Source organism: Pseudomonas sp. BN414 (assembly GCF_029871275.1).
Lineage (GTDB): Bacteria > Pseudomonadota > Gammaproteobacteria > Pseudomonadales > Pseudomonadaceae > Metapseudomonas > Metapseudomonas resinovorans_C.
Genome location: NZ_SSOL01000075.1, coordinates 39160 through 52719, shown reverse-complemented (window position 1 = coordinate 52719; position 13560 = coordinate 39160). Strand labels below are relative to the sequence as shown.

Below are 13560 nucleotides of genomic sequence, written 5' to 3'. Positions count from 1 at the left end.
GTCGTCTCTTCGATTACGGGGCGGCCCCGAAACCCTGGGCCGCGCATGATGAAAGGGGTCAAGGTCGGAGTATGGACTATTCCCCTGCCGACCTTATGCCGGAACCTACGCTGCGCTGATGGCCAACTGGTAGGCCGTGTACTTGCGCAGGTTGATTACGCCGGTATCGAGGATCAGGTACTGGCCCTTGATGCCCCGCAGCGTACCCTCCACCACTGGCGTCTTGTCCAGATCGAAGCTGACGACCTTGGTCGGATAGGCATCCACGGGATAGCTGATCTCGATGGGCTGGATATCCGTTACCGGCTGGATGGCCTGCAGGCCGAAGCGGTCCTGCAGGGCACGAATGCCGTCGGCGAGCTGGTCGAGGAGCTCATCGCGAACAGCCGCCAGGTCCAGCGGCGGGGCCTCGCCCTTGAGCATCGCGCGCCAGTTGGTGCGGTCGGCCACCTTGCTGCGCAGCAGATCCTCGACGAAGCCCGATTGCTGGCGGGTGGCCACGCGCAGAATCGGCAATGCCTGGCTGGCGCCCTGGTCGATCCAGCGGGTCGGCACCTGGCTGGCGCGAGTGATGCCCACCTTGATGCCCGAGGAGTTGGCGAGGTAGACCACGTGGTCGGTCATGCAGAAGCGCTCGCCCCACTCCGGCTCGCGGCAGGTGCCCGCCTCGAAGTGGCACTTTTCCGGGCTGACGATGCAGCTGTCGCACTGCGCCAGCTTGGTAAAGCAGGGATAGCAGTAGCCCTGGCTGAAGCTCTTCTTCGTCTTGCGTCCGCAGTGGGTGCAATGAATGGCACCGAGGAATTCCAGGCGCAATTGCTTGCCGATCAGGGGATTCACCGCGATATCCGCCTCGTCGAGACGGAAGCCGTATTGCACGGGTGCTTCAAGGCGCACCGACATTTTGCTGAGTGCGCCGCGTCCTAGTTCCAGCATCAGTGAACCGAATTCGACTTGAACAGAAGGTTGGGGATGGGATCGGACTTGGAGCTGCACTCCTGCGGGCCCATGTAGCCGGTACGCTCTTCTTCCGGCAGATTCTTCAGCTCCCAGGCAATTACCGCCTGCAGCGACAGCTCTTTCTGTTCCTGGGTCAGCTTGCGGCCGTCCGGCCACTTGCCGATCTCAACGGCCAGCTTGAGGCTTTCGTAGACATCCTGGGTGATGTTGCTGATCAGATGGGCAAAAGACGACATGGGTGATTCAGGTCCTGGGAGTGGGACGGAGCGCGCATTCTACCGGCGCAGGCGCGCCAATGCACCGCCAAGCAGCCCGGTGGCGCAACCAGCGACCAGGCCACCCACGTGGGCGCCGTTGGCGATGGCACCGAACCCCAGGGCAGTGATCAGACCGGACAGGCACACCAGCAGCCAGATCAGCATCATCAGCATCACCCCCGGTGGCAGCCGGTAGGCCGGACAGGGCGCCAGGCGCTGGAATACCCAACAGTGGCCAAGCAGGCCGTAAAGCACGCCGGATAGCCCACCGAACAGCGATGCGCCGCTGACGAAATACTGCGTGTAATCCGACACGAGACTGAAGCCCAGGGTCAGCACCAGCAGCACCGGACCGCCCTGGCGCGACTCGATGCGGCGACCCAGCTCCCAGAACCACATGCCGTTCATCGCCAGGTGCAGGATGCCGAAGTGGATCAGCATCGGCGTCACCAGTCGCCACCACTGTCCTGCAGCCAGGCCTTCGTCCAGGGAGGAGAAGTAGATGTAGTCGCCCTGGATCTCGAAGTCCTGGAAGCTCAGCCAGCGGATGACCGAGAAGTTGTCGCCCAGGTTGGTGAGCGCGGCGACCACCAGCGTGACCAGCAGCACCAGGCTGGTAATGGGGCGGGCCAGGAGCTCGGCGAGGAAACCCGCGCGCGGCGCCTCCTGCGGCCTTTCCTGCTGGAGCTGGAAGTGCGGATCACCATCGGGAAAGCGCGCATAGAGCCCGCGCACCTGTTCCGCCAATTGCTGGCCCGGTACCCAGAGAACCTGCTCGCCGGATTCCTCGCTGACGCGGTAAGGCACGTCCAGGCGCTGCAGCAAGGCGATGAAGCCGGAAAGATCCACATTCAGCGGTAAACGCAGGACTTCAATCGCACTCATTGGGGTTCCTCGGGGCGCTCCACTTCGACCCAGACGAACTTGTCCGGATCCAGCCGGCTTTCCTGGTCGAGCCGATAAGCCACCAGCTTGCCGTACATCACCGCGCTGTAATCCAGGCAGGCCAGGTTGCCGCGAATCGGCGCCGGCCGGCCGCGCCGCCAGTAGTGGCCGACGAACAGCATGGGCTCCTGCGGGCCGTAGCTGAGCAAGCGCGACTTGTGCGCCTTGGACAACGGCTGGCTGGCCACCTGTTCGGGCAGCGCATCGGGTTGGAACACCACGTCGCCATAGGTTTGCGGGTCTTCGGCCCAGAATTTGGTGCGGAACACCGAACGGGTGAAGCCGTCGCTACCGGTCAGCGTCATGCCGCCGGGCAGCGGCAGGTCGGTGCCGCGCAGCAGGCGGTCGAACACGCGGCTGGCAAAGCTCGCGGGATCGGCCGCGGCCTTGATGAAGGCTTCGTTGATTCGCCCGTCCGGGTGCATCTCGCGCAGGGCCGCGATCAGCTCGCCGTCCCAGCACGCATGGACCATGCGGAAATGGCCACCGTCCAGGAACAGCGGCAGCTCGTAGAACCAGCCGAGGAAGTCCCGCCAGTCCGCCGGATGGCCTTCGAACTGCTCCAGAGTTTCCTTGATCAGCCGGGTATGGCGCGGCGTGTGCTCACGGACGAAGTGCCGGCCGCTACCGGGCGACGCGGGCGTGCTCCAGCCAAGCGCGTTGTACTCATGGTTACCCATGATGCACAGGGCCTGCCTGGCTTCGACCATGGCGTGGACCGTGTGCAGCGCCTCGCGGATGCGCGGGCCGCGGTCGATGATGTCGCCGAGGAACAGCGCCATGCGCTGCGGGTGCCGCCAGACACCACCCTGCTTGCGATAGCCCAGGCGGTCGAGCAGACGCTCCAGGGTATGCGCGCAACCATGGACGTCACCGATCAGATCGTAACCACGGCCGGGATCGAGGCTCATCAGTCGCCTCCACCCAGTCGGCTGCCCCAGCCCAGTTTGGTCCGGCAGACCTCGTAGTAGTTGTGATCCAGCGGGTGGATCAGGCGCAGCTTCTGCGGTTTCTTGCCGACCGTGATGGTATCGCCGGGCGCACAGGTGAAGTGGTTCTGGCCGTCGCAGGACACCAGCGGGTAGATCTGCAGATTGGGCGAAACCACGATTTTCAGTTCACTGGTGCTGTCCACCACGATGGGCCGGCTGGACAGGGTATGCGGGTACATGGGCACGACGACGATGGCGTCGAGCTTGGGATGCATGATCGGACCACCGGCGGACAACGCGTAGGCGGTGGAGCCGGTGGGCGTGGCGATGATCAGGCCGTCGGCCTTCTGGCTGCAGACGAACTGGCCGTCGATGTGCAGTTCGAACTCGATCATCCGCGTCGACTTGCCGGGATGTAGCACCACATCATTCAGCGCGTCGCCCTGGCCGATGGCCTCGCCGTGGCGACGGACTTCGGCTTCCAGCAGGAAGCGAGTCTCGACGCTGTAGCGGCCGTCCAGCACCTCGGCCACCTTCACTTCCAGCTCGTCGGGACGAATGTCGGTGAGGAAGCCGAGGCTGCCACGGTTGATCCCCAGTACCGGCACGTTATGGCGCGCGAGGGCGCGAGCGGCGCCGAGCATACTGCCGTCGCCGCCGACGACGATCACCAGGTCGCACACCTCACCGAGGATCTTCCGTGACGACGTCTGCAGGCCATGGCCCGGCAGCACTTCGGCGATGGTGTCTTCGAGGATGACGTGGAGATGGCGGTCCAGCAGGAATTTTTTCAGCCGGCGAATGGTGTCGAGCACATGGGAACTGCCCAGGCGACCGATGATGCCGATATTGCGGAATTGCTCCATGGGGCTCCAGGGCGGCATTGGCGGGGTGAGGAATGGCGAAATTATGGGGGATAGCAGCGGACAGCGGCAAACCGCCGTCGGCTATGCTCGCAACATGCACGCCTTCGAATCGCTGACCGACCTGCCCCGCCAGCTATGCCACCCCGCCGTGCGCGACCTGGCCTGGGTCCTCGTGTCCCCGCCGCTGCTGGCGCAAACGCCCTGGCGCCAGCGCCATCCCCTCAGCGCCAGCGGCTGGGCGAGCCGTCCTGAAAGCCTCGCCGACTGGCTCCGCGCATTGGACCGCCAACCCGAATCCCTCGACCAGTGGCTGGCCCAGGCCGCCAGCCGGCGCCTCGGCCTCTATTACGAACGCCTGTGGCAGTTCGCCCTGGCCCAGGCGCCGGATGTGACCCTGCTGGCCGCCAACCTGCCGATCCGCATCGCCGGCCAGACCCTTGGCGAACTCGACCTGCTGCTGCGTGACGACGAAGGCGTGCATCACCTCGAGTTGGCGATCAAGCTCTACCTCGGACCGCGCCACGGCGATGGCGGCAACCCATCGGAATGGCTCGGGCCGGGCAGCCACGACCGCCTCGACCTCAAGCTGGAGCACCTCAGCCAGCATCAGCTGCCCCTGTCGTCGAGCCCGGAAAGCCGTCAGGTGCTCGATCAATTGAACGCTCAGCCGACCAGCGCCGAACTCTGGCTGGGCGGCTACCTCTTCTACCCCTGGCCAGGCAACTGCACCGCGCCGCAAGGCGCCAATCCGGGCCACTTGCGCGGGCACTGGCTGCGTCACAACGATCTCGAGGACTTCCTCGGCCAGGCCGAAGGCCCCTGGCAGCCCCTGCCCCGGCAATCCTGGCTATCCCCGGCGATCAGCGAAGCCAGCGAGTGCTGGACGACGGAGCGCTTCGCGGAGTGGCGCGAACAGCTCCAGCCGGATAGCCCGGCGCGCCTGCTGGTTCGTCTCGCAGCAGATGGCGACGGCCGCTGGAAGGAAGCCGAACGCGCATTCCTGGTCAGTGATCGCTGGCCACTCGCACCGCTGTAATCCACTTTCGTAGCGCCCACAAGGCAGATCGCCCCAGTTATGGGGCCGGAAATTTCCACGCGCTATCGATCAACGGCTGCGTTCGACACGACCGCCCGAGCGGGCCAGGTAACCGGCGCCGGTCTCGCTGATCAGTGCATCGCGCTGCAAGGCAGGCAGGGCATCCAGGCCGTCGCGCAGGGCGTAGGCGCGAATACCCAGTTGGGAAAGCGTGAACACCGCACTGGCGCTGCGTTTGCCGCTATCGCAATAGCACAGGTAAGTTGCGCCGCCATCCAGCAACCGCGCCTTCAGGCGCAGCAGGTGCAGGGGCATATTCAACGCCTTGGGAGCATGGGCGCGCTCGTACTCTTCCTGCAGGCGCACATCCAGCCATTGGCCACCGCCGCCCAGCATGCGTACGGCCTCGCCCAGGCTGACCTCATCCACCACCGGCGCCTTCAGGAGTTCGAGGAAGTCCGCCCGGTCCAGCTGCTGCAGGACGCTGTCCTCCAGCAGGGTGACACTGGCGTTGCGCGGGCAATCCCCCAGCAGGGCTTCCTCGCCGAAGCAGGCGCCCACGTCCAGCTCGGCCAGCAGCTGCCGCTCACTGCCTTCGCCACGGATGACTTCAGCCCGGCCGGACTGCAGGAAGTAGCAACAATCGCCCTCCTCCCCCTCGCCCATCACCCGGCTGCCCGCCGGCAGCTCTACCCGCCGCAGACGCTCCAGCATGCTGCGCACATTGGCCGGCGGAACCCTGGCCAGCAATGGGCTGGCAAGCAGGGTTTCCAGCCATTCGCCTTCGCCTGCCGGACTGAGGTCCAGCAACAGGTCCAGATGGGTCGAGCTCCACGTCAGCTGGCTCGCCAGGGTAGCGCTGTCGATGGCCAGCAGGGAGCAGTCACGCAAGGCCAGCGCTTCATGCAGGCGCGGCAAGGTGGGGGAAATGGGGTGGCAGCTGGCTTCGCTGCCGGCTTCCAGGCGTGTCTCGACACCCTCGGCATCCCGCAGGAGCAGTTCGCCGGACAGCAGGTACCAGGTGACGCGGGCCAGATCGCCCCGCCGGAACAGCAGCTGGCCCGCGAGCAGGGGTTGCGGAATCAGTTGTGGACGCAACTCGCGCCATTGCTGGTCGCTTAGCGCATTGAGCGGGACCAGGCTACGCAGCTGCTGGGGATTCAGGGGTTCGCTCATGGAGTCATCCTTGTCCTTCCACTGCCCGGTCAGTGTAGCCGGCCAGTCGCAACATATCGGAATGCAGGGCCCGACGACCTTGCAGGCCGCCCGTGTGGAGCAGCACCAGGCGGCTGCCGCTGGGAATCCGGCCAGCCTGTGCTTCGTCGTGGATCGCCAGCAGGGCCTTGGCCGTATAAAGAGGTTCCAGCTCCAGCCCGCCATCCCTTTCGCTGTCCAGCAGGAAGCGCGCGAGCACTGCGTCCACCCGCGCAAAGCCACCCCGGCTGGCGTCGATCAGGCGATAGCCACGGTCGGTGCGCCCGGCCTCGGCAAGGATGGCACTCACCTGGTCGGCTACGCCGTGGTCAGGCGGTACTGCCAGGGCGCCGACCACCGGATGGTCGCCCGCCTCGCCCATCACCAATCCCGCGAGGGTCGTGCCGGTGCCGGCGGCGGTCCAGAGGCTGTGGTAGTCGTCCCATCCCAGGGCGGCCAGTTGCTGGCGGATCATCGCCACCAGTCCGGCGCAGCCTTGGGCGCCCATCAGGCCACCACCGCCCTCGGGCACTGGCTGATAGTGCGGGTAACGCTCCAGCCACGAGCCCCAGAAGCCCGGTTGGTGGCGTGCCCGGTAGCCGCCGTAACCCAGCCAGTGCAAGGCCATGCCGAATCGTTGGAGGTCGCGCACGGTGGGCGTGTCCTGGGGCTCTCCACGCAGCAGGCCAACCGTGGGGAACCCGAATCGGGCACCCGCCGCCGCCAGGGCATGGAGATGATTGGAGTGCGCGCCGCCCAGGCTGATCACACCTTCAGCGCCATCACGCGCGGCCTTTGCCAGGTAAGGGGCCAGCTTGAACCACTTGTTGCCGGATACCAGCGGGTCGAGTGCATCCAGGCGCAGCACGGCCAGTTGCAGCCCGGCCGCCGTCAACCAGGGCAGGCGCAAGGGCTCTAGCGTGGCGTGGGGGTTCCAGTCAGGCAGGATCAGGGGCAAAGGTCAGGTCCGTCGGCGTCCGTTCAGGGGCGCAAGGATAAAGCAGGCGCGCGTGCGGATCGCTCAACCAGCGGTCCGCAGTCGCCCTCCCACGCGGTGCCGGGGGCAGCAGTTGGACTCGCCGGCAACGAAGCGGCTGGGCGCCTCGATACGGTCGATGGGCATGCTGCAACGATCGCCGTTGGGCAGGCTGGCTTCACAGGTGGGCTGCTGGTAATGGGCCAGCCACTGGCGGTACTGGTTTTCGGATACGAAGCACTTGGCTGCGGCGTAGGCCTGCGGATTGTCCTGGTAGCGGGCGATGTCCGTCAGCGGGATGGTCAGGTGGCCAGCGCCCGGATGATAGACCACGAACACCACGCCCAGTTGGGCCAGACGTTCCAGCATCAATTGCCCTGACTGGCCTTCAAGCGCATCGCATTCCTGACGCAAACGATTGACCTCGGCCTGCAGTTGGGCGTCGAGCTGGTCGCGATAGGCCAGTTCGACATCGCGAATGGCCAGTTGCTCGCGGTATTCGGTCACGGCAGCGGCGACCCGCGCCTGCAACTCGCCTTCGAACTGCGCGCGAAGGATGTCCGCCTCGGTGCGGCCATGGCGTTCCAACGCACGCAATTGCACGTTCATTTCCTCACGGCTGGCCTGGAAGCGCTCCAGCTCGCCGTCGAGCTTGGCCTGCAGGCCGGCGTTGACCTCTTCCTGCTGGCGCAGGGCGTGTTGCAAGGTGCGAATCTGATCCTGCAGGGCCGAACTGCTCTGGTCGGCGGCATGGCGCATCCGCGCAATGGCTTCTTCGTTCTGCTGGCTGAGGGAGCTGAGGCGCAGACGCTGCTGGCGGACCAGTTGGGCCGTCTTCAGGCGATGCTCCTTTTCCATCTTCTCCGCCAGTTGTTCGGCCATCTCCTTGGTGATTTCCGGCGGCGCGTACCAGCTGTCTTCCGGTGCCACCTGGAGCTTCTCGGCATCCAGGACCTTGGGCAGTTCCTCCTCGACCAGCAGACCGAGGCTGTTGCCCTTGATGGCGTCACGCAGCAGGGCGAGGTCGTTGCGGTCGGAATTGAGGCTGGGGTCCCAGAGATGCATCTGCTGCCAGGACACCGGGCACTGGCTGCGGCACGCCAGGCGAATGGGGCCGGCACCGAGGTCGGGGCCACGTCCTGCGCGCTCGGCCAGTTGCCGCAACGGCAGGTTCCAGCCGGTATCGGCACGGCCGTCTTCGTCGAAATCGAGGTAGAAGAACACCACCGCCCGGACTTGCAGGCGCGGGTTGACCATCAGGTAGGCCAGTTGCATCTGGCGGTCGGAGAATTCCGGAAGACCGACCACGCCGTCGAGGATGGCTTCGAACTCCGAGTGAAGCATCTGCTTGCAGATGCCGCGGTCGTTGAAGAACACGACGGCTTCCACCAGTTGCGGCTTCTTCAGCATGCTCATCGCTCTACCTCTGGCTCTGCGCGGTGACTCACGGCGGGCGTTGACGGGGGCGTCCGGTTTTCGTCCGCACACACTAATCCGGACTTTAGAAAAGTCTAGGGGATATTAGGCATCGGGCAATGTGACTGGGTTGGCAGAGCCCAGTCGCCGGGACCCGTCGGACCGGCGGCAAGGCAAAAGTGTGACGTGGTTGGAGCTTGAAGCGAAACCGCCCGGCGATAAGCCGGGCGGTTGGGGGGCGGAGGTGTGACTCAGAGCTCTGCGGCGAGGCGCGAGCCCTGATTGATGGCGCGCTTGGCATCCAGTTCGGCAGCTACGTCGGCGCCACCGATCAGGTGCACGCTCTGGCCGGCGGCGACCAGGCCATCCTGCAGTTCACGCAGCGGGTCCTGGCCGGCGCAGACGATCACGGTGTCCACCGGCAGTACCTGCGGCTCGCCCTCGGCCACGCGGATGTGCAGGCCGGCGTCGTCCACCTTGAGGTACTCGACCGAGTTGAGCATCTGCACCTGCTTGTTTTTCAGCCCGGTGCGATGAATCCAGCCGGTGGTCTTGCCGAGGCCATCGCCTACCTTGGACTTCTTGCGCTGCAGCAGGAACACCTGGCGCGCCGGTGCATGGGGCTGGGCCTTGATGCCGGCGATACCACCGCGAGCTTCCAGGGCGCCGTCGATGCCCCACTCCTTCCAGAAGGCGGTGCGGTCGAGGCTGGTGGACTCACCCTGATGGGTGATGAACTCGGAAACGTCGAAGCCGATACCACCGGCGCCGATCACGGCAACCTTCTGGCCGACCGGTTTACGCTCGAGGATGGCGTCCAGGTAGCTGATCACCTTCGAATGCTCGATGCCGGGAATTGCCGGAGTGCGCGGGCTGATGCCGGTGGCGAGGATGATCTCGTCGTAGCCGCCCTTGGCCAGGTCCTCGGCCGAGACACGGGTATTCAGGCGCAGGTCGACGCCGGTGGTTTCCAGCTTGCGCTTGAAGTAGCGCAGGGTTTCAAAGAACTCTTCCTTGCCCGGCACGCGCTTGGCCACGTTGAACTGCCCGCCGATCTCGCCAGCGGCGTCGAACAGGGTCACGCTGTGGCCACGCTCGGCTGCAACGGTGGCGGCGGAGAGGCCGGCGGGGCCGGCGCCGACCACGGCGATCTTCTTGGCCTGGGCCACCGGGATGTAGTTCAGCTCGGTCTCGTGGCAGGCACGCGGGTTCACCAGGCAGCTGGTCAGCTTGCCGCCGAAGGTGTGGTCCAGGCAGGCCTGGTTGCAGCCGATGCAGGTGTTGATCTCGTCGGCGCGGCCTTCGGCGGCCTTGTTGACGAAGTCCGGGTCGGCGAGGAACGGACGGGCCATGGACACCATGTCGGCGTCGCCCTCGGCCAGAACCTGTTCGGCCACTTCCGGCGTGTTGATGCGGTTGGTGGTGATCAGCGGGATCTTCACCTCGCCCTTGAGCTTGGCGGTGACCTTGGTGAAGGCCGCGCGCGGCACCTTGGTGGCGATGGTCGGGATACGCGCCTCATGCCAGCCGATACCGGTATTGATGATGGTCGCGCCGGCGGCTTCGATGGCCTTGGCCAGGGTGACGATCTCGTCCCAGGTGCTGCCGCCTTCCACCAGGTCGAGCATGGACAGGCGGAAGATGATGATGAAGTTCGGGCCCACGGCCTCACGAACGCGACGGACGATCTCGACCGCCAGTCGCATGCGGTTCTCGTAGCTGCCACCCCAGCGGTCGGTACGCTGGTTGGTGTGGGCGGCGAGGAACTGGTTGATGAAGTAACCCTCGGAACCCATGATCTCGACGCCGTCGTACTCGGCCTGCTGGGCCAGCACCGAGCAGGTGACGAAGTCCTGGATCTGCTTCTCGATCCCCTCTTCATCCAGCTCGTTCGGCTTGAAGGGGTTGATCGGTGCCTGGATGGCCGACGGCGCTACCTGCTTGGGGTTATAGGCGTAACGGCCAGCGTGGAGGATCTGCATGCAGATCTTGCCGCCCGCCTCATGGACCGCGCGGGTGACGATCTTGTGCTTCTCGGCCTCTTCCACGGTTGTCAGCTTGGCCGCGCCGGCATAGACGCCGCCTTCCGCGTTCGGGCCGATGCCGCCGGTGACCATCAGGCCGACGCCACCACGGGCGCGCTCGGCGAAATAGGCCGCCATGCGCTCGAAGCCATGGGGTTTCTCTTCCAGGCCGGTGTGCATCGAGCCCATCAGGGTGCGGTTGCGCAGGGTGGTGAAGCCCAGATCGAGCGGGGCGAGCAGGTGCGGGTAATGGGTGGCGGTCATGGTTCCTCCACAACAGGCGGTGCTATTCACGGAATGCCTCGGCTTCAGTGGGCCGGGGTCGGTTATGGGGCAGAAGATAAAGAGCCGGGATTGCTCGCTCAATGATCAGAACTGACAAGTTACTGATCCAAACTGACAGCCACCCTTGGCAAGTGGCGGTACGTCCCCTACCCTGATCGGCATTCCCCGGCCCGGAAATTCCATGCGCAAATTGCTGATGCCCCTGATCGCCGCCGTCCTGGTGAGCTGCCTGACCGCCTATGCGGTATGGACCGGTGAACGGCCGCGCGCCCACTATCTGTCAGACCTGCGCGCCAACCTCGCCAGCGACGTGGGCACCGCCGGTGCGAGCGGCAACCTGTTGGCGATCCGCCCGGCGCTGTACCCCAGCGACTACCGCGACCCGGACCTCCTGCGCATGAAACTCGCGGCCGCCCTCGACCGGGCGCGCGCGCAGGGCCTGCTGAACGAGAAAACCGTAGTCGCCCTGCCCGACCACATCGGCACCTGGCTGTTGCTGCGGGATGAAAAGCACAACCTCTACCAGGCACGGAGCTTCGCCGAGGGCGGCCGGTTGCTCACCCTCAGCCATCCGACCTTACTGGGGCGCCTGTTCCTCCAGGGCCAGGACCTCGAAGAGGCACTGCTGCGCGCCAAGGCCCGGCGCATGGCGCGGGACTACCAGAAGCTGTTCAGCCGCCTGGCCAGCGAATACAAGGTCACCATCCTCGCGGGCTCCATCCTCCTGCCTTCCCCCTACTTCAAGGAAGGCAAGCTGCGTAGCGGTCACGGCGCGCTCTACAACCTGGCGCTGGCCTTCTCGCCGGACGGACTGTTGCTCGGCGAGCCCTTCAGCCAGCCCTGGCCCCAGAGCGCCAGAAGCGAATCCCGCCAGAAACTGCAGACCGCCAGCGGCGAAGTGACCATCGCGCGCAGCTGGAGCCAGGGTTATCCGCAGAATCTGGTGACGCTGAGCGACGGCCAGTCCAGCGCCAGCGAGGCACTTTTCCTGCGCGGCCGTCTCTGGCCCCTGCACAATGCACCCGCAGGTAGCGAACTGACGCCGACCAGGGCGCCGCAAGCCAGTGAGACGCCGGGCAGCCACCTGCTGAATGCCTGGATGAGCGCCCGATGAAAACGCAACGGGTCAAGCTGGGCGATCTCTCCGTGAGTTCCGTACTCAGCATGGCAGCGGCACTGGAACAAGCCGGCCACTGCGCGACCGACCTGCTGGAGCGCTTCGGCCTGGACGCCACGCGCTTCGCCGAACCCCACGGCCGCTTGTCCATCCCGCGCTTCATGCGCCTCGGCCACGCCGCCATCCAGCTCAGCGGCAATCCCGCACTGGGCCTCGCCATGGGCCGGCTCAGCCGCTTGAGCCAGCTCGGGCTCGCAGGCGTCTGCGCCCAACAGGCACCCAACCTGCGAGAAGCCGCCCGCGCCCTGACCCGTTTCGAACTGCTCTACGCCAGCAACTATCGCGGACAATCGAGCTTCCACGAAGACGCCAAGGGCGCCTGGCTGCGCTTCTATTCCATCAGTCCCTACAACGCCTACAACCGCTTCGTCGTGGATTCGGTGCTGGCGGGCTGGCAGAGCCACCTGAGCCAACTGGCAGGCACGGGCATTCGCATCGAGAAAGTGGAGATCGAGTTTCCGGCCCCGGATTACGCCGAGCGCTACACCGAGCATTTCGGCTGCCCCGTGGAGTTCGAGGCCAGCGCCAACCAGCTGCGGCTGTCACAGGAGACCCTGGCGCTGCGCGGTAGCGAACACTGCCCCAGCACTTGGCGGCAATTATTGGACATCTGTGAGCGGGAACTGCAGCAGCTGACACGCACCCGCAGCCTGCGCGAGCGCATCACCCAGTTGCTGGGGCCGCTGCTGCACGGGCGCGAGCCGGATCTCGAAGAAGTGGCGGCACGCCTGCAAATGCCGAGCTGGACCCTACGCCGCAAGCTCGCCGAAGAAGGCACCCAGTTCCGCGCCATCCTCAATGAAACGCGCCGCGACCTGGCCATGGCCTATATCCGCGACACGGAACTGGCCTTCGGCGAAATCGCCTACCTGCTGGGATTTGCCTCGGCCGAAGCCTTCCAGCGCGCCTTCAAGCGCTGGAGCGGCAGTACGCCGGGCGAATTCCGCCGCGCCCAGCGCCAGGCAGGCTGATCACATCTCGGTGGCGTCGTCGGCCGGTTCGACCGAGTCCTGCTCATCAGCGTGAAAGTCGAGAATCTCTTCCTGGTAATCGTCCATTGGCTGCTCCTCCTGTGGCGATGTGATTCAGGAAACAAAGTCCATGCCAATAAGGTAACGAGCGCAGGTGACCGGAAAATTACCCCTGCCTTTGCCATGGGAGCCAGAAATGGCCGGCGGGATGTTCTTGGGGACAGACAAAACGGACAGGCAAAGAAAAAGCCCTCAGGTATTGCTACCTGAGGGCTTCTCTATATGGCGCAGCGGACGGGACTCGAACCCGCGACCCCCGGCGTGACAGGCCGGTATTCTAACCGACTGAACTACCGCTGCGTGTCGGTTGGACTTGCGTCCGGTGAAACCTTTGCATCGTCTGACAGACTGGCCCAGTGGACCTTCCTGCCTCATGCCCGAGCAACTCGAACATGGGAAATATGGCGCAGCGGACGGGACTCGAACCCGCGACCCCCGGCGTGACAGGCCGGTATTCTAAC

The 13560-nt window shown here is 65.4% G+C and carries 12 protein-coding genes and 1 tRNA gene; 3 read left to right on the top strand and 10 right to left on the bottom strand.

Translation table 11 applies throughout. The annotated features are described in order from the left end of the window. Positions 1 to 105: 105 nt before the first annotated feature. From E8E95_RS22790 to E8E95_RS22770, 5 genes are read right to left on the bottom strand one after another with little or no spacing between them, the layout of a single operon-like run. Positions 106 to 936, bottom strand: a complete 831-nt coding sequence (locus E8E95_RS22790) for a DUF2797 domain-containing protein (protein WP_280354096.1) — start codon at positions 934 to 936, stop codon at positions 106 to 108. Next, positions 936 to 1196 carry a DUF1315 family protein gene (locus tag E8E95_RS22785; protein WP_077525404.1) on the bottom strand — a complete coding sequence of 87 codons (261 nt, stop codon included), beginning with the start codon at positions 1194 to 1196 and terminating at the stop codon, positions 936 to 938. Before E8E95_RS22785 ends, E8E95_RS22790 begins: the two co-directional genes overlap by 1 nt. Before the next feature lie 39 nt (positions 1197 to 1235). Beyond that, positions 1236 to 2102: a rhomboid family intramembrane serine protease gene (locus tag E8E95_RS22780; RefSeq protein WP_280354093.1), complete on the bottom strand. Its 867-nt coding sequence runs from the start codon at positions 2100 to 2102 to the stop codon at positions 1236 to 1238. Next, positions 2099 to 3073, bottom strand: a complete 975-nt coding sequence (locus tag E8E95_RS22775) for a metallophosphoesterase (RefSeq protein WP_280354092.1) — start codon at positions 3071 to 3073, stop codon at positions 2099 to 2101. The genes E8E95_RS22780 and E8E95_RS22775 overlap by 4 nt, the downstream gene beginning before the upstream one ends. Next, complete coding sequence (locus tag E8E95_RS22770) at positions 3073 to 3960, bottom strand: NAD(+) kinase (protein ID WP_280354090.1); 888 nt, start codon at positions 3958 to 3960, stop codon at positions 3073 to 3075. The genes E8E95_RS22775 and E8E95_RS22770 overlap by 1 nt, the downstream gene beginning before the upstream one ends. A 94-nt stretch (positions 3961 to 4054) precedes the next feature. Here E8E95_RS22770 and E8E95_RS22765 point away from each other — a divergent pair, with 94 nt between their 5' ends. Beyond that, entirely contained in the window at positions 4055 to 4996 is a 942-nt protein-coding gene (locus tag E8E95_RS22765; protein WP_280354385.1) for a DUF1853 family protein, read from the top strand. A 69-nt stretch (positions 4997 to 5065) separates the two neighbouring features. Here E8E95_RS22765 and E8E95_RS22760 read toward each other — a convergent pair whose 3' ends face one another. The 4 genes from E8E95_RS22760 to E8E95_RS22745 all read right to left on the bottom strand — a co-directional run bounded on the left by E8E95_RS22760 (position 5066) and on the right by E8E95_RS22745 (position 10870). Continuing rightward, a complete protein-coding gene (locus E8E95_RS22760; RefSeq protein ID WP_280354088.1) occupies positions 5066 to 6172 on the bottom strand; it encodes a cyclic nucleotide-binding domain-containing protein in 1107 nt (368 codons plus the stop codon). 4 nt (positions 6173 to 6176) lie between these two features. Beyond that, entirely contained in the window at positions 6177 to 7142 is a 966-nt protein-coding gene (locus E8E95_RS22755) for a pyridoxal-phosphate dependent enzyme (RefSeq protein WP_280354384.1), read from the bottom strand. A 69-nt stretch (positions 7143 to 7211) separates the two neighbouring features. Then, on the bottom strand, positions 7212 to 8582 hold the full coding sequence (locus tag E8E95_RS22750; RefSeq protein ID WP_280354086.1) for a chromosome partitioning protein ParA: 1371 nt from the start codon (positions 8580 to 8582) through the stop codon (positions 7212 to 7214). Between the two features lie 251 nt (positions 8583 to 8833). Continuing rightward, positions 8834 to 10870: an NADPH-dependent 2,4-dienoyl-CoA reductase gene (locus E8E95_RS22745; protein ID WP_280354085.1), complete on the bottom strand. Its 2037-nt coding sequence runs from the start codon at positions 10868 to 10870 to the stop codon at positions 8834 to 8836. A gap of 202 nt (positions 10871 to 11072) precedes the next feature. On the opposite strand from E8E95_RS22745, the gene E8E95_RS22740 reads away from it, so the two are divergent. Further along, positions 11073 to 12005, top strand: coding sequence for a hydrolase (locus E8E95_RS22740; protein WP_280354084.1), 933 nt, complete (start codon positions 11073 to 11075; stop codon positions 12003 to 12005). Beyond that, positions 12002 to 13039: an AraC family transcriptional regulator gene (locus E8E95_RS22735; protein WP_280354083.1), complete on the top strand. Its 1038-nt coding sequence runs from the start codon at positions 12002 to 12004 to the stop codon at positions 13037 to 13039. The genes E8E95_RS22740 and E8E95_RS22735 overlap by 4 nt, the downstream gene beginning before the upstream one ends. A 283-nt stretch (positions 13040 to 13322) precedes the next feature. On the opposite strand, the gene E8E95_RS22730 is transcribed toward E8E95_RS22735, so the two are convergent. Continuing rightward, a tRNA-Asp gene (locus E8E95_RS22730) sits at positions 13323 to 13399 on the bottom strand. Between the last annotated feature and the right edge of the window lie 161 nt (positions 13400 to 13560).